Annotated in this window: 28 protein-coding genes; 3 read left to right on the top strand and 25 right to left on the bottom strand. The window is 46.9% G+C overall.

Annotated elements, in window-relative coordinates:
* Positions 1-40 precede the first annotated feature (40 nt).
* The 22 genes from SB847_RS07430 to SB847_RS07535 form a co-directional block, all read right to left on the bottom strand.
* Complete coding sequence (locus SB847_RS07430) at positions 41-886, bottom strand: TlyA family RNA methyltransferase (protein WP_410561529.1); 846 nt, start codon at positions 884-886, stop codon at positions 41-43.
* Positions 883-2,784, bottom strand: a complete 1,902-nt coding sequence (dxs, locus tag SB847_RS07435) for a 1-deoxy-D-xylulose-5-phosphate synthase (RefSeq protein WP_410561528.1) — start codon at positions 2,782-2,784, stop codon at positions 883-885. The genes SB847_RS07430 and dxs overlap by 4 nt, the downstream gene beginning before the upstream one ends.
* Positions 2,785-2,927: 143 nt before the next feature.
* On the bottom strand, positions 2,928-3,818 hold the full coding sequence (locus tag SB847_RS07440) for a polyprenyl synthetase family protein (protein WP_007408353.1): 891 nt from the start codon (positions 3,816-3,818) through the stop codon (positions 2,928-2,930).
* Positions 3,808-4,062 carry an exodeoxyribonuclease VII small subunit gene (locus SB847_RS07445; RefSeq protein ID WP_007408352.1) on the bottom strand — a complete coding sequence of 85 codons (255 nt, stop codon included), beginning with the start codon at positions 4,060-4,062 and terminating at the stop codon, positions 3,808-3,810. Before SB847_RS07445 ends, SB847_RS07440 begins: the two co-directional genes overlap by 11 nt.
* Entirely contained in the window at positions 4,059-5,405 is a 1,347-nt protein-coding gene (gene xseA / locus SB847_RS07450) for an exodeoxyribonuclease VII large subunit (RefSeq protein ID WP_015388015.1), read from the bottom strand. Before xseA ends, SB847_RS07445 begins: the two co-directional genes overlap by 4 nt.
* A 123-nt stretch (positions 5,406-5,528) precedes the next feature.
* Entirely contained in the window at positions 5,529-6,380 is an 852-nt protein-coding gene (folD, locus tag SB847_RS07455; RefSeq protein WP_410561526.1) for a bifunctional methylenetetrahydrofolate dehydrogenase/methenyltetrahydrofolate cyclohydrolase FolD, read from the bottom strand.
* Positions 6,381-6,391: 11 nt separating this feature from the next.
* The gene (gene nusB, locus SB847_RS07460) at positions 6,392-6,784 is read right to left on the bottom strand and encodes a transcription antitermination factor NusB (RefSeq protein ID WP_007408349.1); all 393 of its coding nucleotides are present in this window, start codon (positions 6,782-6,784) and stop codon (positions 6,392-6,394) included.
* 264 nt (positions 6,785-7,048) lie between these two features.
* Positions 7,049-7,456: an Asp23/Gls24 family envelope stress response protein gene (locus SB847_RS07465; protein WP_003153156.1), complete on the bottom strand. Its 408-nt coding sequence runs from the start codon at positions 7,454-7,456 to the stop codon at positions 7,049-7,051.
* Between the two features lie 21 nt (positions 7,457-7,477).
* Positions 7,478-8,830 carry an acetyl-CoA carboxylase biotin carboxylase subunit gene (gene accC, locus SB847_RS07470; RefSeq protein ID WP_007612508.1) on the bottom strand — a complete coding sequence of 451 codons (1,353 nt, stop codon included), beginning with the start codon at positions 8,828-8,830 and terminating at the stop codon, positions 7,478-7,480.
* Positions 8,831-8,844: 14 nt separating this feature from the next.
* A complete protein-coding gene (accB, locus tag SB847_RS07475; protein ID WP_007612510.1) occupies positions 8,845-9,324 on the bottom strand; it encodes an acetyl-CoA carboxylase biotin carboxyl carrier protein in 480 nt (159 codons plus the stop codon).
* A 153-nt stretch (positions 9,325-9,477) separates the two neighbouring features.
* Positions 9,478-10,128, bottom strand: a complete 651-nt coding sequence (locus tag SB847_RS07480) for a SpoIIIAH-like family protein (RefSeq protein WP_007408346.1) — start codon at positions 10,126-10,128, stop codon at positions 9,478-9,480.
* 3 nt (positions 10,129-10,131) lie between these two features.
* Positions 10,132-10,824 (bottom strand): stage III sporulation protein AG, encoded by a 693-nt coding sequence (gene spoIIIAG, locus SB847_RS07485; RefSeq protein WP_014418358.1) that lies wholly within the window; start codon positions 10,822-10,824, stop codon positions 10,132-10,134.
* Positions 10,817-11,437 carry a stage III sporulation protein AF gene (gene spoIIIAF, locus SB847_RS07490; protein WP_003153146.1) on the bottom strand — a complete coding sequence of 207 codons (621 nt, stop codon included), beginning with the start codon at positions 11,435-11,437 and terminating at the stop codon, positions 10,817-10,819. The genes spoIIIAG and spoIIIAF overlap by 8 nt, the downstream gene beginning before the upstream one ends.
* Before the next feature lie 16 nt (positions 11,438-11,453).
* Complete coding sequence (spoIIIAE, locus tag SB847_RS07495; RefSeq protein ID WP_003153145.1) at positions 11,454-12,662, bottom strand: stage III sporulation protein AE; 1,209 nt, start codon at positions 12,660-12,662, stop codon at positions 11,454-11,456.
* Between the two features lie 32 nt (positions 12,663-12,694).
* Complete coding sequence (gene spoIIIAD / locus SB847_RS07500) at positions 12,695-13,084, bottom strand: stage III sporulation protein AD (protein ID WP_076982559.1); 390 nt, start codon at positions 13,082-13,084, stop codon at positions 12,695-12,697.
* A 12-nt stretch (positions 13,085-13,096) separates the two neighbouring features.
* Positions 13,097-13,303: a stage III sporulation protein AC gene (gene spoIIIAC, locus SB847_RS07505; protein WP_003153142.1), complete on the bottom strand. Its 207-nt coding sequence runs from the start codon at positions 13,301-13,303 to the stop codon at positions 13,097-13,099.
* Between the two features lie 22 nt (positions 13,304-13,325).
* Positions 13,326-13,841 (bottom strand): stage III sporulation protein SpoIIIAB, encoded by a 516-nt coding sequence (gene spoIIIAB / locus SB847_RS07510; RefSeq protein ID WP_032874046.1) that lies wholly within the window; start codon positions 13,839-13,841, stop codon positions 13,326-13,328.
* Entirely contained in the window at positions 13,835-14,758 is a 924-nt protein-coding gene (gene spoIIIAA / locus SB847_RS07515) for a stage III sporulation protein AA (protein ID WP_012117969.1), read from the bottom strand. The genes spoIIIAB and spoIIIAA overlap by 7 nt, the downstream gene beginning before the upstream one ends.
* Positions 14,759-14,835: 77 nt before the next feature.
* Positions 14,836-15,117: a YqhV family protein gene (locus tag SB847_RS07520; protein WP_003153124.1), complete on the bottom strand. Its 282-nt coding sequence runs from the start codon at positions 15,115-15,117 to the stop codon at positions 14,836-14,838.
* Positions 15,118-15,264: 147 nt separating this feature from the next.
* Positions 15,265-15,822, bottom strand: coding sequence for an elongation factor P (efp, locus tag SB847_RS07525; protein ID WP_003153123.1), 558 nt, complete (start codon positions 15,820-15,822; stop codon positions 15,265-15,267).
* Between the two features lie 24 nt (positions 15,823-15,846).
* On the bottom strand, positions 15,847-16,908 hold the full coding sequence (locus tag SB847_RS07530) for a M24 family metallopeptidase (RefSeq protein WP_032874041.1): 1,062 nt from the start codon (positions 16,906-16,908) through the stop codon (positions 15,847-15,849).
* A 131-nt stretch (positions 16,909-17,039) separates the two neighbouring features.
* Positions 17,040-17,570, bottom strand: a complete 531-nt coding sequence (locus SB847_RS07535) for a YqhR family membrane protein (RefSeq protein ID WP_410561522.1) — start codon at positions 17,568-17,570, stop codon at positions 17,040-17,042.
* Between the two features lie 221 nt (positions 17,571-17,791).
* Between SB847_RS07535 and SB847_RS07540 the strand changes: the two genes are divergently transcribed.
* On the top strand, positions 17,792-18,748 hold the full coding sequence (locus SB847_RS07540; protein ID WP_007408341.1) for a DUF1385 domain-containing protein: 957 nt from the start codon (positions 17,792-17,794) through the stop codon (positions 18,746-18,748).
* A 34-nt stretch (positions 18,749-18,782) separates the two neighbouring features.
* Positions 18,783-19,178: an SA1362 family protein gene (locus tag SB847_RS07545; RefSeq protein WP_007408340.1), complete on the top strand. Its 396-nt coding sequence runs from the start codon at positions 18,783-18,785 to the stop codon at positions 19,176-19,178.
* Here SB847_RS07545 and SB847_RS07550 read toward each other — a convergent pair.
* The 3 genes from SB847_RS07550 to SB847_RS07560 all read right to left on the bottom strand — a co-directional run bounded on the left by SB847_RS07550 (position 19,175) and on the right by SB847_RS07560 (position 21,530).
* The gene (locus tag SB847_RS07550; protein ID WP_410561519.1) at positions 19,175-20,050 is read right to left on the bottom strand and encodes a patatin-like phospholipase family protein; all 876 of its coding nucleotides are present in this window, start codon (positions 20,048-20,050) and stop codon (positions 19,175-19,177) included. The two genes, SB847_RS07545 and SB847_RS07550, sit on opposite strands and share 4 nt — an antisense overlap.
* Before the next feature lie 114 nt (positions 20,051-20,164).
* Positions 20,165-20,593 (bottom strand): transcriptional regulator MntR, encoded by a 429-nt coding sequence (mntR, locus tag SB847_RS07555; RefSeq protein WP_007408338.1) that lies wholly within the window; start codon positions 20,591-20,593, stop codon positions 20,165-20,167.
* 100 nt (positions 20,594-20,693) lie between these two features.
* A complete protein-coding gene (locus tag SB847_RS07560; RefSeq protein WP_003153114.1) occupies positions 20,694-21,530 on the bottom strand; it encodes a lipoate--protein ligase family protein in 837 nt (278 codons plus the stop codon).
* A gap of 192 nt (positions 21,531-21,722) precedes the next feature.
* Here SB847_RS07560 and SB847_RS07565 point away from each other — a divergent pair, with 192 nt between their 5' ends.
* A complete protein-coding gene (locus SB847_RS07565; RefSeq protein WP_007408335.1) occupies positions 21,723-22,103 on the top strand; it encodes a rhodanese-like domain-containing protein in 381 nt (126 codons plus the stop codon).
* Positions 22,104-22,154: the final 51 nt, after the last annotated feature.

A 22,154-nucleotide genomic window follows, 5' to 3' on the forward strand; every position in this document is an offset into this window, starting at 1 on the left:
AAAGTACATGATGGCAGAAAAAAGGAATAATAGCCCCCTATTATTCCGGTACATCTGTCTTTTTGGCTTTTAATGTTTCATGTGCTTCGCGGACGGTACGGAGAATGTCTTCTTCCGGCAGTTCAGCGCCGTTTCCGTCTTCTCCGCCCCATTCCAAATGAAGCAGAAACTCAATATTGCCGTCTCCCCCTGTAATCGGTGAGAAGGACAGTCCTTTCACTGTATATCCTTCAGAAGCGGCAAATTGATTCATGCGGCGGAGAACGTCAGTATGAACGCCGGGATCTCTGACAATGCCTTTTTTTCCGACGGATTCCCGTCCGGCTTCAAATTGCGGCTTTACCAGTGCAATACAATCGCTCCCCGGTACAAGCAGCGTTTTTAAAACCGGCAGAATGAGGCGGAGTGAGATGAAAGAAACATCGATTGTCGCAAATTCCGGCAAACCCTCTGTGAAATCGGAAGGCTCGGAATAGCGGAAATTCGTCCGTTCCATGACGACGACCCTCTCGTCCTGTCTGAGCTTCCAAGCAAGCTGATTATAGCCGACATCCACTGCGTAGGACTGCTCGGCTCCGTTTTGGAGGGCGCAATCCGTGAATCCCCCTGTAGACGAGCCGATGTCAATCATCGTTTTGCCTTTTACCGAGACGGGAAACACTTCCAGGGCTTTTTCAAGCTTTAATCCGCCTCTGCTGACGTATTTAAGAGGGTTTCCTTTTACCGTTAACGGAAGATCCCGGGCGATTTTTTCACCCGGTTTGTCCAATCGGTTTTCATTTGAGTATACGATGCCCGCCATAATGGCGCGTTTCGCTTTTTCCCGCGTTTCCGCAAGGCCTTTTTCTACAAGAAGTACATCTAATCGTTCTTTTTTTGCTGTCATGATCCAATTCCTTTATGTGTCTTCGGCGGCATCAGCAGTTTTATCCGGTTCATAACCTCAGCCTTCGTGAGACCGATTTCTTCAAGCAGGGCGGTTACGCTGCCGTGTTCAATAAACCGGTCTGGGATGCCCATTCTGTCAATCGGTGTATGATACATGCCGAGGTCATGAGCGAATTCGAGAATCGTGCTGCCGAATCCGCCTTCAAGCACGGCTTCTTCTATCGTTAAAATCGGCAGACCTTCATTAAGAATGGCCTTCATCATTTGTTGATCAATCGGTTTTATGAACCGCGCATTCACGACACGCACGGACAGGCCTTCTTTTTGCAGTTCTTCAGCCGCTTCCAGCGCCATTTCAATGGTCGTACCGAATGTTAAAATGACCGCGTCTTTTCCGGGACGGAGCACTTCCCATGTTCCGATCGGAATGGTTTTCAGCTCTTTATCCATCTTTACGCCGAGTCCGTTTCCGCGCGGGAAGCGCATCGCAATCGGACCTTTCTCATAGGAAAGGGCTGTATTGACCATATGGCGGCCTTCATTTTCATCCTTCGGCATCATTAAAACGAGGTTCGGTATATGCCGCAAAAAGGCGATGTCAAAGACGCCTTGATGCGTCTCCCCGTCAGCGCCGACCAAACCGGCGCGGTCAATGCCGATAAATACATTCGCGTTTTGACGGCAGATGTCATGGACGACCTGATCGTACGCCCGCTGCAAAAAGGTCGAATAAATCGCAAGGAACGGCTTCATACCCTGAAGCGCCATTCCAGCCGCCATCGTCGCCGCATGCTGTTCTGCAATTCCGACGTCAAACATGCGCTCAGGAAATTCTTTCGCAAATCCTTCAAGCTTAGAGCCGACCGGCATAGCCGGTGTAATCGCGACAATTCTGTCATCCTCGCGCGCCAGCTCCTGCACGGTGCCGCTGACAAGTCCGCTCCATGAAGGCGCCGCGGCTTTCGGCTTGACGAAATCACCCGTATTGATTTTATAAGGACCCGTTCCGTGCCATGTGCCGATTGTGTCGGTCTCAGCCGGTTTATAGCCTTTGCCCTTTTTCGTAATGACATGTAACAGGACAGGACCTTTCGTTTTTTTGGCGTATTGCAGGTTTTCAAACAGTTCGTGGTAGGAATGACCGTCAACCGGGCCTAAATACGTAAAGCCCAGCTCTTCAAAAAACATGCCTGACACAAGCATATATTTTAAGCTGTCTTTTATCCGTTCAGCTGTGGCAGCCAATTTTCCGCCGACGGCCGGGATGCGCTTAAATAAATATTCAAGCTCGTCTTTTACCCATTGATATTTACCGGCCGTGCGAAGCCGTCCCAGCATAGAATGAATCGCCCCGACATTCGGCGCAATGCTCATCTCATTATCATTCAGGATGACGATCATGTCTTTTTTCTCATCACCGATATGGTTCAGCGCTTCAAGCGCCATTCCTCCGGTTAAAGCGCCGTCTCCGATAATCGGGATGATATATTCTTTCGATCCTTTAATATCACGGGCGGCAGCCATTCCCATCGCGCCTGAGAGCGAGGTTGAGCTGTGGCCTGTTTCCCATACGTCATGTTCGCTTTCGCTGCGTTTCGGGAAACCGCAAAGCCCTTTATATTGGCGCAAGGTTTCAAACTCCTTGCCGCGTCCGGTTAACAGTTTATGAACATAGGACTGATGTCCGACATCCCATAAAAATTTATCTTTCGGACTGTCAAATTCTTTGTGAAGCGCAATTGTCAGCTCGACAACCCCGAGGTTCGGCCCGATATGGCCGCCAGAGGCAGACAGCGATGTGATGAGGAAATTGCGGATCTCCTCACTCAGCTCTTCCAGCTGTTCAATTGACATCTTTTTAAGAAATGACGGGTCCTGTATTGATAAAAGATCCAAAGCGGATCAACTCACTTTCAGCATGAATTTCTGCAAATTAAACAGTGTCTTTTTGAAAAAAGAAAAAGACTCCCTTTGTATTTTCATCGAAACTGCTTACATTTTACCATAGGAGCGGCAGCCCCTTCAAATCAGGATCGTTTTTAATGATCTCTCGCCGCGATTAAATCACAGAGGTCATGCAGCAATTCTTTCTGAAGAGAAAGGCCGCTGATGATCTGTTTCGCCTCGCTGATATGATACGCAAGCTTTTCTTTCGCGCCTTCAAGCGTTAAAAGCGACGGATACGTTGATTTTTCGTTCGAGGTGTCTGAGCCGACCGGTTTGCCGATCCTCTCCTCATGCCCTTCAATATCAAGGATGTCGTCTCTGATTTGAAATCCGATGCCGATATGGCTGCTGAACAAACGGAGCTTTTCGACTTCATCCTCCGGCGCATCTGCCAAAATGGCGCCCGCCGTCACGGAAAAACCGAGGAGCTTGGCCGTTTTCCGCTCGTGGATGGATTCCAGCTCCTCAAGCGTTATCCGCTTTTGTTCCGCTTCCATGTCGGCAGCCTGCCCGCCGACCATTCCTTCCGTTCCCGCTGCACTGATCAGCTCATCGACGAGACGGAGCCGTTTTTCTGCTGAAACCGCCTCAGACACATGAGATGTGATCAATTTAAAGCTTTCTGTCAGAAGCCCGTCTCCGGCCAATACGGCTGCCGCTTCTCCGAAGACTTTATGGTTTGTGGGCTTTCCCCGGCGCAGATCATCATCGTCCATGCAAGGCAGATCATCATGTATTAAAGAATACGTATGAATCATTTCGACAGCGCATCCGACCGGAATCCCGTCTTTTTCATCTTTTCCGTAAGCATTCAGAACGGCTAAGACGACGAGGGGGCGCAGCCTCTTTCCGCCCGCTTCCAAAGAATACAGCATAGATTTTTTGAGGGTTTCCGGCATCGCAAGCCGTTCTGTATACAAAGAAAGCTGCTGCTCAATCAGTTGTTTGCGCGATGCTAAAAATGCGTCCAGTTTATTTGTCACCTTCGTCTTCCTCCTGAACGCTGAAAGGTGCAAGTTCTCCGTTATCTTTTAAAATAAAGTCCATTTGCTTTTCGACATGCTGAAGCTTTTCATGGCACATTTTTGAAAGGGCCATCCCTTCCTGAAAATAATTAATCGCCTGCTCCAGCGGCACGTCTCCTTCTTCAAGCTTTGCCACAATGCCTTCAAGGCCTTTCATCGCCTCTTCAAATGTCAGCTCTTCACTTTTTTTGGTTTCTGTCATTTTCGTTCGCCTCTCTTTTGCAATACTTCACACGTCAGAACGCCGTCTGTCATCTTTACTTCTAGCGTATCATTTTGTTCCACTTGATCAACGCTTTTGATCAGCTCTTTGTCTTTATAGGCCAGACTGTATCCTCTCTCCATCACCTGAAGGGGACTTAATGCATTCAGTTTACCAAGAACCGTCTGAAACTGCGAATGAAGCTGCTTCAGCTGGACATTCATGCTTCGGGCGAGCTGATTTGAGCGCTCCTCGTACCGTTTTTTCGCCTGTTTCAGCTGGGTTTCAGGGTGGAGCGCCGTTAATCTGTACGTATTCCGCTCCAGCTGCCTTTGTTTCATGTCCGTAAGCCCTGTGAGCTGTGATTGGAACTGCTGATACAAAAGGTCAAACTGCTGTTCTTTTTGGGTATACAATCGTTTCGGAAAACGGAACGCGTAGGATGACTGGAGCGATTGAACCCGTTCTTTTTTCTTGCTGATATGCTGCTGCATCGCTCTTGTCAGGCGGACTTCCGCCGTTTTTGTCCGTTCCATTAAGTCCGTCGTGTGGGGGACGGCGATTTCTGCCGCTCCTGTCGGCGTTGCCGCCCGGATATCCGCGACGAAATCACTGATTGTAAAATCTGTTTCATGTCCGACGGCTGATATAATCGGAATGGCGGAAGCAAAAATCGCCCGGGCCACGATTTCTTCGTTAAATGCCCACAATTCTTCGATCGAGCCCCCTCCCCTTCCGACGATCAGGACGTCACACATTTTTTGTGCATTGGCTTCTTCAATGCGCTTCACAATCGATCTGCTGGCATTTTCACCTTGAACGAGCGCGGGAAGCACAATGACTTTCACAAGGGGGTATCTTCTTTTGAGTGTGGTAATGACGTCTCTGACGGCTGCTCCCGTCGGTGACGTGACGACCCCGATCGTGGCCGGAAAAGCGGGGATGGCCTGCTTATGCCGGTCATCGAACAACCCTTCGCCGGCAAGTTTTTTCTTTAATTCTTCATATGCTAAGTAGAGCGCCCCCACACCGTCCGGCTGCATTTCTTTCGCGTACAGCTGATAGCTTCCGCTCGGTTCATAGACGGAGATGCCGCCTCTTACGATGACCTTCATTCCGTCTTCGGGCTTAAACGCAAGCCTCGAACTTTGCCTCTGAAACATGACGGCCTGCATGCGGGCATGCTCATCTTTTAATGTAAAATAAATGTGGCCTCTCGTATGAATTTTAACATTGGAGAGCTCACCCTTAATCCAAATGTCTTCAAGATGAGGGTCCACATCGAATTTTCGTTTAATGTATTTGGTCAGCGCGGAAACCGTGACATATGCCGCTTCACTCACATCCTGCACTCCTTTCATAAAGGCTTTTTGCCCTAAACTAAGAAAACCCGCTCTGGCTGAAAGGAGCCTTAAGAAGCGGGTATCGTGCTCATTGTCACACTTTTTGTGACTGTCTCCGGTTATCTATGATAACGTACGTCTGGCAGATTTAACAGTATTATGCGCAAGCATTGTGATGGTCATCGGACCTACTCCGCCCGGCACCGGCGTAATGAAAGATGCTTTTTCTTTCGCTCCATCAAACTGAACGTCTCCGCAGAGTTTTCCGTTTTCGAGACGGTTGACGCCGACATCAATGACAATGGCGCCCTCTTTGATTTGATCGGCTTTGATGAAGTTCGCTTTACCGACCGCTACCACAAGAATATCTGCTTTTTTCGTATGCTCAGACATATTTTTCGTGCGGGAATGGCAATATGTGACGGTCGCGTTTTCGTTCAGCAGCAGCTGGCCGACCGGTTTACCGACAATATTGCTTCGTCCGACTACAACAACTTCTTTGCCGGAAAGATCTACGTTCGTCTTTTTCAATAACTCGACAATTCCGTGCGGCGTGCATGGAAGAAATGTATCTTCGCCAAGCAGCATTTTCCCGACGTTGAGAGGGTGGAAACCGTCAACATCCTTATCAGGGGAGATCCGCTCGATTACGGCTTTTTCAGAAATATGATCCGGGAGCGGCAGCTGGACGAGAATGCCGTGGAATTCCGGATTTTGATTATACTGATCAATCACTGTTAAAAGCTCCGCCTCGGTTAAGCTTGAGTCAAAGCGGTCAAGCTTAAATTTCATTCCCATTGCTTCAGCGGCTTTTTTCTTGCCTGTCACATATGAAACAGAAGCGGGATCGTCTCCGATTAAAATGACCGCCAATCCAGGCACTACGCCTTGTGCTTTCAGCTCTTCTACTTCTTTTGCCAATTGTTCGCGTTTTTCTTTAGCCGTTTCTTTTCCGTCGATGATTGTTGCAGTCATTTTCTTTCCTCCTATGATTCGATATCAGTTTTAATGTTAGAAAGAACCCCGTTTACGAATTTTGCAGCTTTATCGTCGCCGAACCGTTTTGCCAGCTCGATCGCTTCGTTTAATGACACGTTAGCAGGAATGTCGTCAGAATAAACCATTTCATACACCGCCAGACGCAGGATCGCGCGGTCTACGTTTGCAATCCGGTCAAGCTTCCAATTGACGAGATGGCCGGAAATCATTTCATCAAGCTGAACCTGATGTTCGATCACTCCGTACACCAGCTGTTCAAAGAAGGCATCTGTTTTTTCACCATCAAGCGCGTGCTCAATGGCATCGTTCGGTGCAATATCGCTGACATCAATCTGAAAAAGTGCCTGCAAAGCTTTTTCTCTAGCTGTTCTTCTTTTCATTTTCTTTCTCCTTCAGATCCGCTTTATCCGCTTGTCGTTAAGCTTAAAGAGATCATAACATATTTTTTTCTCAATCGCATGTCGAAATTTAGGTTTTTTCACCCTAATGCCGAATATTTTCACAAACTGTATTAATTTCATTCGGATTTCACAGCATGAAGAAACTCGGCTGCCGTTTGTAAGCCGGCTTTCTTCATGCCTGAAATGACGGGAAACGTATAAAAAACCAAAGGGCTGCCCATCCCCTTGGTTTTTATACGCTCATTACATTTCTTCGTCGATTTCGACTTCTTGGGCTTTCGTGTCAAATTGAATGCCGACGATATGAATATTGATTTCATTAATGGTCAGAGACGTCATGTTTAATAAGGTTTGGCGGATATTCTCCTGAACGCTTGCCGCCACTTTCGGGATCGAGATCCCGAATTGAACGACGCAATAGACGTCGATGGTAATCCCGTCATCAGCTAAATCGACCTTTACGCCTTTGCCGTGATTGATTTTGCCGAAGCGTTCTACGACGCCCGTGGCGAAATTGCCGCGCATTTCAGCAACTCCTTCAACTTCGGAAGCGGCGATGCCGGCAATGACTTCAATGACCTCAGGAGCAATTTCAACCTTGCCTAAATGAGCCTCATCATGATCCATTTTAAGCACACTGTTGTCTTCCATTCAATTCACCTCCCGCAAAAATTATGAGCCCATTACATCATATGTTTCTAAAAACTTTGTATTAAACTCTCCGCTGACAAATGTTTCGTGTTCAAGCAGTTTCAAATGGAACGGAATCGTCGTTTCAATACCTTCAATCACGAATTCGCTCAGCGCGCGTTTCATCCGTGCGACTGCCTCATCACGCGTTGTTCCGTATGTGATGACTTTAGCAATCATACTGTCATAGTACGGCGGGATCGAGTAGCCGGGATATGCGGCTGAATCCACGCGTACACCGAGTCCGCCCGGCGGCAGGTACATGTTAATTTTACCGGGTGAAGGCATGAAGTTTTTCGCAGGATTTTCAGCGTTGATGCGGCATTCAATCGCCCAGCCGTTAAATTCAACGTCTTCCTGTCTGAGCGAAAGCTCCTGTCCGGATGCCACTTTGATCTGTTCTTTGATCAGATCCGTTCCCGTCACCATTTCTGTGACAGGGTGCTCTACTTGAATACGCGTGTTCATCTCCATGAAGTAGTAGCGCTGTTCTCTGTAGTCATAAATGAATTCTACTGTGCCGGCTCCCGTGTAACCGACAGCCTTCGCTGCTTTTACCGCTGCTTCACCCATCTGCTCCCTGATTTCAGAATCAAGCGCAGGTGACGGTGACTCTTCAAGAAGTTTTTGCAGACGTCTTTGGATAGAACAGTCACGCTCTCCGAGATGGATCGTGTTTCCGTAATTATCCGCAAGCACCTGAATTTCAACATGGCGGAAATCTTCTATGTACTTCTCGATGTACACACCCGGATTTCCGAATGCCGTAGCGGCTTCCTGCTGGGTAATCTCAATGCCTTTGATCAGTTCTTCTTCTGTGCGTGCGACCCGGATGCCTTTACCGCCTCCGCCCGCAGTGGCTTTTATAATGACAGGATACCCAATTTCACCTGCAAGCGAAACCGCTTCTTCTGTATTTTTTATGATTCCTTTTGAACCGGGCACAATCGGCACGCCCGCCAGCTGCATCGTGTCGCGCGCGATATCTTTTGTTCCCATTTTTGAAATGGCGTCAGCCGTAGGGCCGACAAACGTTACGTTTAATTCCTCGCACAGCTCGGCAAAGTCGGCGTTTTCAGCTAAAAACCCGTATCCCGGATGAATCGCATCCGTGCCGGTCAGCTTTGCGACGCTGACGATGTTCGTTACATTTAAATAGCTCTCTTTCGATGTTTTCGGCCCGATACAAAAAGCCTCATCGGCCATTTGGACATGCAGGGCGTCTTTATCTGCCTCAGAATAAACGGCTACAGTTTCAATGCCCATCTCTTTGCAGGCCCGGATGATTCTGACGGCGATTTCTCCTCGGTTGGCGATCAATAGCTTTTTAATCATAATAGCAGGTCTCCTTACTCAGCTTTTACAAGAAATAGAGGTTGTCCGTATTCGACCAGCTGGCCGTTTTCAACTAACACTTCAACGATTTCTCCTTTTACTTCGGCTTCAATCTCGTTAAAGAGTTTCATTGCTTCTACGATACAAACAACTGTATTTTCGCTCACTTTTGAACCTTGGTTTACGTAAGGGCCGGCTTCCGGCGATGAAGAAGCATAAAACGTTCCGACCATCGGAGACGTAATTTTGTGCAGGTTTTCGTCTTGTTTCGGCGCTTCCTGAGCAGGAGCGGCTTCACGCGCTTCCGGTTTTGCAGCCTGCGGAGCAGGTGCGTAAGCGGCGGGAACGGCTTGGGCTTGTCCCGTTACATTCACTGCCGGCGCTTCATTTTTTTTCAGTTTGAGGCTTACGCCTTCAATTTCGTAAACAAATTCGTCGATGGAAGATTCATCGATTCTTTTTATCAGTTCATGAATTTCGTTGATTTTTAACATCAGTTTCCACTCCTATGTATAAAAAATAGAAATTTATGGGTTGCTACTAAAAGTACATACTATGTTTATCTTACAGGAGCGCTTGTGTAAATTCAACACTGATCTAAAATGACATCAGAAAAGCCCGCAGCGGGTGCGGGCTTTTCAGGTCTCTTACTTTGTCGGTTCAAACGTGACGGCGACGTCTTTCATCGTCTTGATTTCTTTTTCCACCAGGTCAATGATAGCGGAAGCTTTTGCGTTTGAATGTTTGTCAGACATGACGGTAATGTTGATTTTGTCTCCTTCAGCATCCACGAGCGCATCTTTGTAGCCTTGTGTTTTAATCAGCGTTTCCAGCTGTTTTTCCGTCCCTTCAGCATTGCTTAGCGCCGTCATTTTATCGTAGGCTTCGCTTTTTTCCTTTGCGGTCGCATCATCGCTTGAAACAATGCTGTTTAACTGTTCCCTTTCTTTGCTTCTTGCGTCTTCAAGTTCCATACGGTATGCGGTAAATAAGTTTTCATCAGCTGTTTCTGTGGCGACCGATCCGTCTTTGTCCGATGCTTCGGCTGATGTTTCTTTATCCTCTTTTGTGCCTTTAGAATCTTTCGTTCCTTTTGTTCCGTCTTCTTTTTCCGTACCGCTTCCGCTCTTATCTTTCGTTTCAGGAGCCGGCGTTTTTTCAGTGGCGACTTCTCCGCTGCTTTTTTCGCTTTTCATCTGCACGGCATTTTTGCTTTCCGGCGACATAATATAATAAACACTTAATACCACGACGAGACTGAGCATTGTTAAAAGCCAAACCGTTTGTTTTTTCAGCATGATTTATGAATCCTCCTTGATTTTTTTAGGGGCAACCGCTACACGGTAGCTCGGAACATCAAGCACCCTTGTGACGGCATCAATGATGGTTTTTTTTATTTGAACGTTGTCCACTCCCTGAGCGACAACGAGTACACCGCGGATATCGGGCTTTTTCGTCTGGACGACGACCGGGGTTTCCTGGTCCCCGTTTCGAATCATGACAATTTGTTCTTCAGAGGTTTGATCGGTTACGCTTCTTTTGCCGCCTTCTTTATCGGTTTCTTCAGTGGTGGTGTCTTTTTTCGTTTTGTTTTTCTCAAACACTTTCAAAGATGTTGCGTCTACGTTTACGACAATTGAGACATCCTCCACGCCGATAATCGTTTCAAGGATTTCTTTCAGCTGGTTTTCATAGTCTCTTTCGTAATCATCGATTGTGGTTTTTGCGCTGCCGTCTTTCGATGCCTTAAAAACGGGTGCGCTTTTTTGCCCGCTTTTGTCTTCCGTTCGGCCGGACATGACGGTCTGCGCCGTTTGGTCCTTCCCGGTTTTCTCCGGTGAAGAGAACAGCTGGCTGACCAGCATAAAAGATACCCCGAGCACAAACACGAACAGAAAGTAATGATATTTTGTCAGTTTTGGTTTTTCTCCGTCTTTCGCCTGTCCGATCATCAGCTGTTTTTTGAGTATGGTCCATAGTCCGTTTTTATTCATGGCCGTTTTTCTCCCCGCCTTCCATATAAACCGTAATTTTCTCACTGCCGATTTCCCATATATCCGCAAGTTTTTCTTTGATGTCTGCGGCCTCTTTTTTGTCGGCTGCGCCTTCCGGTTCGTATTTGCGGTCTGTGCGGATGTCGATCGGTGCGACGGTTTGCACGGTTTTTTCAGAAGATGGGGCCATATACACGCTGATCGTTTTTACATCTTCTTCTGAACGAACCTGTTCTTCCGCTGTAAGGCGGATGTCGTCTATTTTGTATTCGTCATGACTGAACATCTCCTCCGCTTTCTTTTTTAGTTGGACAGCCATTTCTTCTAAAACATATGCGCGGTTTGATGCTTGTATTTCTTTTTTTTCTGATTTGATTTGATTTTTTATATCAGCGGATTGAGATTGCTCTTGTTTTGTCAAATAATCGAAGATGATTTCCGGGTCTGTTTTGAAAAGTTTGAATATCGGGTTGAGCATGACAATGATTAACAGCAGGCTGACAACCATCTTTGCATATTTTTGCATACTGGAGCTGGGCAGCAGCATGTCGATGACGATGGCGAATAAGATAAATAAAATAATGCTTGTCAGCCATTCTGTTAAAAAGCTCATATCCAATGGGCCTCCTTTATTTCATCATCATGGTGAGGTTGCCTGCTGTAATAATGACTGTGATGCTGAGGAAAAACATGAGAGAGACAATGGCGAGCGCCGCGAAAATATACAGTACGCTTCTGCTGATGACACCGAGACACGTAATGACGGGCCCGCCTCCGAGCGGCTGCAAAATAGCGGCCGCGAGCTTATAAATAAAAGCGAGCGAGAGCACTTTGATCGCCGGAAACGCGGAGATGCAGATCAAAATTCCGACTCCGAGGATTCCCACAGTGTTTTTTAATAGGAGCGAGGCGCTGATGACCGTATCCGTCGCATCCGTAAACATCCGGCCGAGCACGGGAATAAAATTGCCTGTTATAAATTTTGCAGTCCTGAGCGTAATCCCGTCCGTCACGGCAGCCGAAGCCCCCTGTACGGAGATGACGCCGAGAAACACGGTGAGGAATACGGCAAGCGCGCCGATCGCGATATTTCTGAGCAGATTGGCAAGCTGCGTGACTTTATATTGATCCGTCATCGTGCTGACGATACTTAAAATCGCTGACAGGAAGATAAGCGGCATGACGATGTTTTGAATGAGAAGGCCGCTCGTATTCATCAGAAATAAAATAACGGGGTGAAAAAAAGCTGCGGAGACGGCTCCCCCGGAAGACGCCAAAAGCGCGAGTAAAAGCGGGATGAGCGCGAGAATGAAGCTTGTCATCGTCTGGATCGCTTCACTGGCATAATTGACGGCAACATGAAAGCTGTTTAAAGCGAGAATAATCAGCACCATGTAGACGATTGCATAAGCCACTTTGCTGACGGTGCTCTGCTGGAACGCATTTTGCAGGAGCTGCAGAATGACACAAAAAATGGTAAGAAGAATCAAAGTTCCCAGAAGCTTTCCGTTTGCGAGCACTTCATGAAACAAGTATGAAAATAAAGCCTTCAGCCATGCCTCCGGTGAGAACGTTTTTTCACCGTTAATAAAGTCGATGATGCTTCCCTTTTGGCTTTCAGGCAGAAGACCGCCGTATTCTGTCATGATGTCGTCCCAAAACTTTCCGATGCCTTCTGTTTTCAGCGCTTCGGCCTGCTTTTTCGCCACTTCATCAGCGGATTCTTGGTGAACTGCGGTTTCCTGCGACGCACCGTCTGTTCCGGCAGCTTGTACACATTCAGTCTGAAAAAATAAGAGGATGAACAAAAAAGCTCCCGCCCACCGAAAGCGCTTCATTTTTTGTGCCCCCCTTTCCATTTTATTTATGATCATGAAGGAATAAGTCCGAGAATCGTTTCAATAATGACGGTGAGTATCGGCACGGCCATTACCAGTATCAAAATTTTTCCGGCCAGCTCTATTTTCGAAGCAATTGCTCCCTGGCCCGCATCCTTTGTAAGCTGCGCTCCGAATTCAGCGATGTAGGCGATGCCGATAATTTTTAAAATGGTTTCCACATAGACCATATTGACATTTGCATTGACGGCTATTTTTTCTATCATTCTGATAATGTCGTAAATCTGGTCGACGAGATAAAGAAAAATTACGCAGCCGCTGAAGACGACAATCATAAACGCGAAAGTCGGTTTCTGTTCTTTTACGATCAGGGAGAGAAATGTGGCGATCAGGCCTAAACCTACAATTTGAACAATCTCAATCTGTAAGCCCCCCTATCCTTGGAATAGAAACACAGCTTTGATCTTTTTGAACAGGTCATCGACAATCGTCGCCACCATAAATAAAATATAGATAAAGCCAAGCAGCGTCACCCATTGGGCGTATTCTTTTTTTCCCATTTGGTCAAGTATGGTGTGCAGAAACGCAACCACGATACCGACTCCGGCGATTTGAAAAATGACATTTACGTCGACTCCCATTTAATGTTTGCTCCCCTCATGTTTACATCAATAGAAGAATGAGTAACAGTCCGGCTAAAAATCCTAAGCTTTTCACCATTTTTTCATTTTTCGCCTGCGCCCGTCCGGCATCCGCTTCCGCCGCTTCCAAATGTGTAAGCGCAAGCTTGATATGTTTCTGCTGAGAAACACGGTCATGGAGCCCGAGCGTCTCTCCGAATTGCTTCAGCACATCATATTCGCTTTTTTTCATCGCCATGGAAGGCCAGTTATGTTTCAAGCTCTGTTCCCAAGCCGTTTTGGCGGAATCACTTCCCTGCTCAAGCCTTCTGCTGAAAGCTTGAAACAGTAACGATACAGGTTTGGAAAGCTGTGCGGCAATTTGTCCCGAGGCGGTATGCAGCGGTGTATGCCCGAACATGATTTCCGCTTCAAGCGATTGGAGCGCCGCGCGCAGCTGACGGATCTGCCTCGGCCTTTCAATATACATTTTGGCGATCTCAAACCCGGTCCAAGTCGTCGCTGTCAGAATAAACACGGCACCCAAAAGCTTCAGCATGTCATCACGCTTTCAGCATGCGGAACAGGTTCCCCGTCCTTTCCGTACATCCTGCTGATCGTTCCCGGACCGCGGCGCCTTGACAGTTCAACATACCGGTCAAACACGTTTTCCTCCCAAAGCATTTTCAGCGACGGCCTCTTTACCAAGTCTTTCATGTCCCACCCGTGCGCAGATACGATAACAGATACGCCCGCATGGAGCGCCTCCAGCAGCGCTTGTGAGTCTTCCATTCTCCCGATTTCATCCACAATTATGACATCAGGACTCATAGAGCGAATCATCATCATCAGCCCTTCCGCCTTCGGACAAGCATCAAGGACATCGATTCTGCGGCCGAAACTGTGCTGGGGAATGCCCCGCAGGCAGCCGGCAATTTCCGACCGTTCATCTACGATACCTGTCTTTTTCGCCGGGATGCGTTTTGATCCGGTGCTGGAAAGCCGGGCCAAATCACGAAGCAAGGTCGTTTTCCCTGTTTGCGGAGGCCCGATGATCAGCGTGTTCAGCCAGTTTTCTTTCCATAAGAAAGGAATGAGCGGTTCTGCGATCCCCAGCTTCTCCCGGGCGATTCGGATATTAAAAGAAGTAATATCCCGGAGTCCTTTGACGGCTCCGTTTTCGACGATGACTCTTCCGGCCAGCCCCACACGGTGGCCTCCTCTGATTGTGATGTATCCTTTTTTCAGCTCTTCTTCCAGCGTGTACATACTGTAATTGCTGAGCCGGCTGAGGATCAGCTGTGCGTCGCCGGCCGTGCACACATATGACAAATACAAAGGTTGTCCTTTTTGGATCAGTTCAACCGGCCTGTCGACGCGGATTCTGATTTCTTCTGTATCCCGCCTCGCTTCTTCGGGCACGGCGGAGATGGCATCTCTCAATAATTCAGGGAGAACCTCTGTAATTTCATTCAATAGAGTCTCCTCCTTTTTTACCGATTGGCTTCTTTAAAATGTATGATCCGGGACAGACTTTATGACACCCCGGCCCTCTATTTATGCACACCGGCCAAAATCAGCACCACTCCCGCAAAAATCAATATTAATTTTGCATATGAGAGCTGTCCGGCAATCTGATAAATGCCGATCGTCATCGTGATGATAAAGATCAGCGGCCCGACGATTGCCAAAATACTATTCACCACAACCGCTTTTCTGATGTCGTTTGTCAAAAGCATGATAATAGCGGCCGATAATTCAATGAGCGAGGACAAAACTCGTAAACCGGCCATCGTTAAAACAGTAGAATTGATTGAACCAAACAAAAATTTCATTGCAATCCCCCAACTTCAAGCATTTTGTTACACTATATGCTCTAGCTGACGGAAGTAGTCTCACTATTTTCATATAGAAGAAAGATTCTGATGCAGAACGCAAAAAAAGCCTGCCCCCTAAAAGGAGCAGACTCCGTATTTCTATAACTACGCTCTTGAGACGTAAGAACCGTCTGATGTATTTACAACTAGCGTATCGCCTTCGTTCACGAAAAACGGAACGTTTACGACAAGACCTGTTTCCGTTTTGGCAGGTTTTGTGCCGCCTGACGCCGTGTCGCCTTTAATTCCCGGCTCAGTTTCAACAACTTTCAGTTCAACTGTGTTAGGCAGTTCAATACCGAGCGTTTCAGACTGATACATCATGATGTGCACAGACATATTTTCCAGAAGATATTTTAATTCTTCTTCGATTTGGTTTTCGTTCAATTCAAGCTGTTCATATGAGCTTGTATCCATGAACACGTGCTGATCGCCGTTGGCATAAAGATACTGCATCGTTTTTGTTTCGATTTGAGCTTTCGCGACTTTTTCACCTGCACGGAATGTTTTCTCCTGAATAGCGCCCGTGCGCAGGTTACGCAATTTAGAACGGACAAATGCCGCTCCTTTTCCCGGCTTTACGTGCTGGAAGTCAACGACGCGCCAAATGCCGCCGTCTACTTCAATCGTTAGTCCTGTACGAAAATCGTTAACTGAAATCATGTTTGATGTCCTCCTATATTCCGATCACAAAATAATTAATTCTTTAGGGGAATGCGTAATTGTCCGGTTGCCGTCCTCAGTGATGATGATATCATCTTCGATTCTTGCGCCCCCAACATCCGGTATGTATATGCCCGGCTCGACCGTTACCGCCATGCCCGGCTCAAGAACGGCCGATGACCTGAAAGACAGCCCCGGTGATTCATGGACTTCCATTCCGAACCCGTGTCCTGTCGAATGGCCGAAATACTGTCCGTAGCCTTTTGCGGTGATGTGATCCCTCGTCAGGGCGTCCGCTTCTTTTCCCGTCATGCCGGGTTTAATATGCAGGACACCAAGCGCTTGGGCATCGTATACGACCTGATAAATCTCTTTCAGTTTATCACTTGGCTCTCCGACCGCGACGGTGCGTGTGATATCAGAACAATAGCCTTTATAATAAGCGCCGAAATCGAGCGTGACCAAGTCTCCCTTTTCAATCAATTTGCCGCTTGCCACTCCGTGGGGAAGGCTGGATCTGACTCCCGAGGCGACGATCATATCAAAGGAAGAGCCGTCTGCTCCTTGACGTCTCATATAAAATTCAAGCTCGTTTGCAACTGAAATCTCTGAGATGCCCGGTTTGATAAACGTCAGAATATGTTCAAACGCATCATCCGCAATCTTCGCAGCTTCCTCTAATATCTTAATCTCTTCACTTGACTTAATCAAGCGCAACTTTTCAACGGAATCCGCGACGGGAACCATCTCCGCTTCCTGCAGCACAGCTTGGTAGGATGCATATGTTCCGTACGTCATGCTGTTTTGCTCGAAGCCGAGTTTTTTAATGCCGTACTCAAGAATCGTATCCGCAGCCGTTTGGATTAAGCTTCCGCCGTGCTCGATAATGTCAAAACCCTTCACTTGCGTCTTCGCCTGCTCGGTGTAACGGAAATCCGTGATAAATGCCGCACGTTCTTTCGATATGACCGCAAGGCCTGACGAACCCGTAAATCCCGTCATATACTGCAGATTGGCGGAGCTTGTCACCAATATTCCGTCTATATCCAGCTGACCGAAAAGATTTCGCAATTTCTCAAGTTTCATTCCCTTTCTCCTCCTCGCCGATTCTTGACTGCCGCCTGACAACGCGGGAGCATCCCCGCTCGGTTTTCAGCATAAAAAATGTTCACTTCTCGTGAACATTTTACCATACCGGACAGGGATTATACACTTATTCACTTGTTGCCGAGCGCCCTTGCAAGCTTGTCTGACGTAAGTTCATTGTAGTTGAAGGAAATTGAGTAGCCGACAAACAAACCGTACAGAATGTAAAGGCAAAGCGTCGTCACGATTGTATCTGATTTCAATTCAGTGACGGATTTCACATCTTCGAAAATCGGATTGAATAAGAAAAAAACCGCACACCATAAAATGACGCCGTACACCATCCCCGGCCACATCGTTTTAAAACGCTTCAGGCAGACGAAATAAATAAACGCCCCGGCAATTGAAATTAATCCGATGATAACGATGCTGACCATCGTGCCGAGCCATTGTTTTTTCCATTCTCCGATCATAAACGGCTGAAGAATCATGTTGGGGCTGATCTCTGAAAAATGAAAGACATACCCGAGATAGCCGATCAAACTCCAAAATACACCGCCGGCAAATCCGATACCGCAAATTCTGCCGGTAAATGAAACAGGCTGCTGATCATCATCCTGCTTCTTTTTTTCTTCCTGTTCTGAATGTTGTTCGCTTGTCATCATGGCACCTCCAGTCATAGACTGCCCCAAAATTGAAAAGTCATAAAAAGCTGCGCCATATTTTCATTCAATGAGTAAATTCTAAAAAAACAGGGTATACTGCATGTAGAAAAAGCATTGATTTTCCGGCTGTCTAACTAGAGGTTTACCGAGGTTTCCTGTACAATAGAGTGAAAGGAAATGGTTAGTAAATCCTAAGAAAACAGGCAGGTTGATAAACAATGTCCAAACAAAAAACGCCCCCTGCATACGGCGGGCAGGCTGTCGTTGAAGGAGTCATGTTCGGCGGCAGAAAAAATTATGTTACCGCCATCCGCAGGAATGACGGAAGCATTGATTTTTTCAAGCTTCCGAGAGTGCCGAACGCCAAGCTTTCGGCTTTAAAAAAGATTCCTTTTTTGCGGGGAATCGTCGCCATCATTGAGGCGAGCGCCAACGGCACAAAGCATTTAAACTTTTCCAGCGAACGTTACGGGCTTGATCCTCAAGATGACGCCAAACTGGAGCAGGAAGATAAGAAGGGTTCGGGCTTATCGATGTTTTTCAGCCTGGCGGTGATCGGCGTTCTGTCGTTTTTGTTCAGCAAATTCGTTTTTACGCTCGTCCCGGTCTTCTTAGCGGAGCTTGTAAGACCCGTATTTTCCTCAGACGCCGCGCAGATCGGAATCGAAAGTCTGTTTAAGCTGATTCTGCTTCTCGGCTACATTTATTTTTTATCAATGACGCCGTTAATTAAAAGAGTGTTTCAATATCATGGAGCCGAACATAAGGTCATAAACTGTTATGAACAGAATTTGCCAATTACAATAGAAAATGTTCAGAAACAGTCACGGCTTCATTACCGTTGCGGTTCAAGCTTTATTTTATTTACGATCATTGTCGGCATGTTCATCTATTTACTCGTTCCGACAGATCCGCTTTGGGTGCGGATTTTAGACAGGATTGCGCTTATACCGGTCGTTCTCGGCATCTCCTTTGAAGTGCTCCAGCTGACGAACAGAGTGCGGAATATCCCCGTTTTGAAAGTGCTCGGTTATCCCGGCCTGTGGCTGCAGCTTTTAACGACAAAGGAACCGGCGGATGACCAGGTCGAGGTTGCCATAGAAAGCTTTAACGAGCTTCTCAGACTGGAAGACATTTCAGAACAGAGCGAAAAGCCGTCTCACAACGTAATCTGAACCGTTACCGTTATTATTTTGGAGGTGGGCAGTTATGAATCATCGTGTACAACCTTTTTTTGCTGTATTGATAGCGCTTGGCGCATTCGGTTTCATTTATGCGGCGGTAACCAACCCCGGGCAGATGATTTCAAGAGCGATCACCGTTATTATCGCAGGCATCATTATTTATTTTATCGTGAGGACGGTCCTGAACCGCCGCACCGGCCGTGACGGAACCGCTTTCAGAAAAGCGGCCAGACAATCGCGGCTCCGAATGAAGGAGCAAAAAGCGAAGCACCGCGCCGGACACAGAGGCCGGGTCAGCCATTTGCGGAGCGTGCCGAGCAGCAGCAGACCGAAGCCGATGATTCTTAAGAAAAAAAGCCAGACCCAGCTTACCGTCATAGAAGGTAAAAAGAATAAAAAGAAAAACAGAGCGCTTTTTTAATAGCTCCATTGCTTCAAAAATTGCTCTGTTCTGCTTTTTCCTAGCTCAATGAGAGCTAGTTTTTTTTGCGGTGTGAGATGAAACTCCGTCGCCATCACATGTTCCACCGGAATAAAAATAATATTCTGTTCGTACTTTGTCGCGATATGCCTGGCATCATGAGCGTCTTTCATCGTTTCAAACAAAGCCCCGAACAGCTCAAAAGCGTTGCGGATTGATTTTTTCGGGCGCTCTTTTTCGTTGGGCGAAAGCGAAATTCCGATGACCGGCCGTTTGCGTTCTTTTGAATACAGCCAAATCGGGAAATTGCTTAACACGCCGCCGTCAACGACCGTCGAGGTGCCTTTTTCGGTCTTCAGTTTTATCGGTTCAAAAAAATAAGGAATACTGCAGCTCATTCTGACGGCTCTGGCAACCGGGAACATCTCCGGATTTAATCCGTAGCGGGGAAGATCGTCAGGAAGCACGATCATCGTTCCGTTCGTCAGATCTGAAGCGATGAGACGGAGCGAGCCTTTTTTCAAATCGCCGAACGCGATGATGCCCTTCGCTTTTAATTTATCCGCAATCCATTTTTCCAGCATATCGCCTCTGTATAGTCCGAGGCGCCAATATATCGACACCCACCGCAGGATTTTCAGCGGGAGGAATGAGTATCTCTGATCAAGCAATTGCCTTCCGTCCACCTCATCTATGATCGAATGAACCTCTCTGCTCGTATAGCCCGCAGCGATTAATGCGGCAATAATTGCGCCGGCGCTTGTTCCGGCGAGCCTTTCAAAGCGAAAGCCCTTTTCTTCCAGCGCTTCATAAGCGCCGGCAAGCGCCACCCCTTTTATCCCCCCGCCCGAAAATACGCCGTCAATCTGCATAGCGCGCCCTCTCCCTTCCATCTCAAGGTGTATTATTATTTTAAGAAACGGCTGGGCGAAATAGACCAAAGAATGAAGACATTAAAAAAAGGGCGCCCCATTTCGGGCTGCCCTTTATTCACCGGGATTTTCGGTTTTTTTCTGTACGGATTTCAATTCTTTTTTCCGGCTTTCGTCATCTTCAAAATACTGAACGAGGTCGCCGATACGGTCAATACTGTTCCAGCTCAGATGATGTTCGATTCCTTCAACATCATTGTAAATCTTCTCTTCATCAACACCAATGATTCTTAAAAACTGCTCAAGCAATTCGTGTCTGTATACGAGCCGTTTGCCGATCTTTTTACCTTTTGACGTCAATACGAGCCCGCGATATTTTTCATAAATCAAATACTCGTCTTTATCTAGTTTTTGAACCATTTTCGTTACAGAGGAGGGGTGGACTGCCAAAGCTTCCGCGATATCAGAAACCCGTGCATATCCTTTTTCTTCTATCAGCATATAAATCTGTTCAATATAATCTTCCATACTTGGTGTTGTCATAAGTAACCCTCCCAAAAAGCACCTTAACTTTTATAAACCATTACAAGTTTACACTAACGGTCATGAAAAAACAAGGATGCTTCCGGTCTGTCAAGCCTTATCAGCGCTTATAATTCCATTCATCAGACGCGTATTTCGTCTCAGCCAGCTCATTGACAAATGCAAGCTCTTCAGACGTGAGTGTGTAAGGCTCAAGATGAATGTTCAGCCCTTCCTCAAAACCGGCTTTAAAAGCGATTCTGGCCTCATCCATCGTTACCCGTTTCGGCGCTAAGGCGTTGATGGCTACCGCTTTGTTTTTGAAATTCCGCTGCATGCGTTCACGGACTCTGTCGCTCGGATATAAAAACAGATCAAACAGCTTATCCTCATCAATGTCAAGCAGGATGGAACCGTGCTGAAGAATGACGCCTTTTTGGCGTGTCTGTGCGCTTCCGGCAACTTTCCGTCCTTCGACGACCAGTTCATACCACGAAGGCGCATCAAAGCAGACGGACGAGCGCGGATTTTTCAAGCTTTCTTTTTCTTTCTCCGTTCGCGGAATCGCAAAGCAGGCATCAAGTCCAAGGTTTCTGAATCCCTGCAGAATACCTTCTGAAATCACCCGGTACGCCTCTGTCACCGTGGCCGGCATTTCCGGGTGATCCTCTGAAACGATTACGCTGTATGTCAATTCTTTATCATGCAGAACACCCCGTCCGCCTGTCGGTCTTCTGACAAACCCGAGGCCGTGTTTATGTACTGCGTCAAAGTTAATTTCCTTCTTAATATTTTGAAAATACCCGACAGACAAAGTTGCCGGATTCCAGCCGTAAAAACGGATCACCGGAGGAATTTTTTTTTGGCTGTGCCAATATAAAAGCGCTTCATCCAGCGCCATGTTAAATGCCGGGCTTTCATTCCCTGAGTCAATAAACCGCCATGTTTCTTTTTCCATACACTGAACCCTTCTTTATCGTTTTAATAAAATCAGTTTAACAAACTGCCTTGAAAATGAAAAATATTTCGTTTCATTAAGGATGACAATCGCTTCATGCTTTACTATAATAGTATTTGTCCCAAAACGTCCGGTAAGCCTTGTTTTCAGGAAGCAGGGTTTTATTTTATAAGCTAAAGGAGTAGAATCGCATTGTCTAATATGATTGCTTTAATTATTGTTGCGGCGTTTATCGTTTATATGATCGTGTCGTATTTTTACCAGCAGCGTTTAATGAAAACACTTACGGAAGAGGAATTCCGCGCGGGCTACAGAAAAGCGCAGCTGATTGACGTCCGTGAACCGAATGAATTTGAAGGCGGCCATATTCTCGGCGCGCGCAACATTCCGCTGTCACAGCTGAAACAGCGCAAAAGTGAAATCCGTCCTGATAAACCCGTTTATCTGTACTGCCAAAACAATGTCCGCAGCGGACGCGCGGCACAGACGCTCCGCAAACACGGCTGTAAAGACATTTACAACCTGAAAGGCGGATTTAAAAAATGGGGCGGAAAAATTAAAGCAAAAAACTAATCATAAAAAAGAGCTGTCCGTTTTATACGGAAGCTCTTTTTTTACACCGTG

This window comes from Bacillus sp. SIMBA_026 (assembly GCF_046535335.1).
GTDB classification, from domain to species: domain Bacteria; phylum Bacillota; class Bacilli; order Bacillales; family Bacillaceae; genus Bacillus; species Bacillus velezensis.

What these genes read in the sequence shown, in the direction of transcription:
- SB847_RS07430 (WP_410561529.1), bottom strand. Translation starts at nt 886, where the DNA reads ATGACAGCAAAAAAAGAACGATTAGATGTACTTCTTGTAGAAAAAGGC.
- SB847_RS07445 (WP_007408352.1), bottom strand. Translation starts at nt 4,062, where the DNA reads ATGACAGAAACCAAAAAAAGTGAAGAGCTGACATTTGAAGAGGCGATG.
- folD (WP_410561526.1), bottom strand. Translation starts at nt 6,380, where the DNA reads ATGACTGCAACAATCATCGACGGAAAAGAAACGGCTAAAGAAAAACGC.
- nusB (WP_007408349.1), bottom strand. Translation starts at nt 6,784, where the DNA reads ATGAAAAGAAGAACAGCTAGAGAAAAAGCTTTGCAGGCACTTTTTCAG.
- SB847_RS07465 (WP_003153156.1), bottom strand. Translation starts at nt 7,456, where the DNA reads ATGGAAGACAACAGTGTGCTTAAAATGGATCATGATGAGGCTCATTTA.
- accC (WP_007612508.1), bottom strand. Translation starts at nt 8,830, where the DNA reads ATGATTAAAAAGCTATTGATCGCCAACCGAGGAGAAATCGCCGTCAGA.
- accB (WP_007612510.1), bottom strand. Translation starts at nt 9,324, where the DNA reads ATGTTAAAAATCAACGAAATTCATGAACTGATAAAAAGAATCGATGAA.
- SB847_RS07480 (WP_007408346.1), bottom strand. Translation starts at nt 10,128, where the DNA reads ATGCTGAAAAAACAAACGGTTTGGCTTTTAACAATGCTCAGTCTCGTC.
- spoIIIAG (WP_014418358.1), bottom strand. Translation starts at nt 10,824, where the DNA reads ATGAATAAAAACGGACTATGGACCATACTCAAAAAACAGCTGATGATC.
- spoIIIAF (WP_003153146.1), bottom strand. Translation starts at nt 11,437, where the DNA reads ATGAGCTTTTTAACAGAATGGCTGACAAGCATTATTTTATTTATCTTA.
- spoIIIAE (WP_003153145.1), bottom strand. Translation starts at nt 12,662, where the DNA reads ATGAAGCGCTTTCGGTGGGCGGGAGCTTTTTTGTTCATCCTCTTATTT.
- spoIIIAC (WP_003153142.1), bottom strand. Translation starts at nt 13,303, where the DNA reads ATGGGAGTCGACGTAAATGTCATTTTTCAAATCGCCGGAGTCGGTATC.
- spoIIIAB (WP_032874046.1), bottom strand. Translation starts at nt 13,841, where the DNA reads ATGCTGAAGCTTTTGGGTGCCGTGTTTATTCTGACAGCGACGACTTGG.
- SB847_RS07520 (WP_003153124.1), bottom strand. Translation starts at nt 15,117, where the DNA reads ATGAAATTTTTGTTTGGTTCAATCAATTCTACTGTTTTAACGATGGCC.
- efp (WP_003153123.1), bottom strand. Translation starts at nt 15,822, where the DNA reads ATGATTTCAGTTAACGATTTTCGTACAGGACTAACGATTGAAGTAGAC.
- SB847_RS07530 (WP_032874041.1), bottom strand. Translation starts at nt 16,908, where the DNA reads ATGAAACTTGAGAAATTGCGAAATCTTTTCGGTCAGCTGGATATAGAC.
- SB847_RS07535 (WP_410561522.1), bottom strand. Translation starts at nt 17,570, where the DNA reads ATGACAAGCGAACAACATTCAGAACAGGAAGAAAAAAAGAAGCAGGAT.
- SB847_RS07540 (WP_007408341.1), top strand. Translation starts at nt 17,792, where the DNA reads ATGTCCAAACAAAAAACGCCCCCTGCATACGGCGGGCAGGCTGTCGTT.
- SB847_RS07545 (WP_007408340.1), top strand. Translation starts at nt 18,783, where the DNA reads ATGAATCATCGTGTACAACCTTTTTTTGCTGTATTGATAGCGCTTGGC.
- SB847_RS07550 (WP_410561519.1), bottom strand. Translation starts at nt 20,050, where the DNA reads ATGCAGATTGACGGCGTATTTTCGGGCGGGGGGATAAAAGGGGTGGCG.
- mntR (WP_007408338.1), bottom strand. Translation starts at nt 20,593, where the DNA reads ATGACAACACCAAGTATGGAAGATTATATTGAACAGATTTATATGCTG.
- SB847_RS07560 (WP_003153114.1), bottom strand. Translation starts at nt 21,530, where the DNA reads ATGGAAAAAGAAACATGGCGGTTTATTGACTCAGGGAATGAAAGCCCG.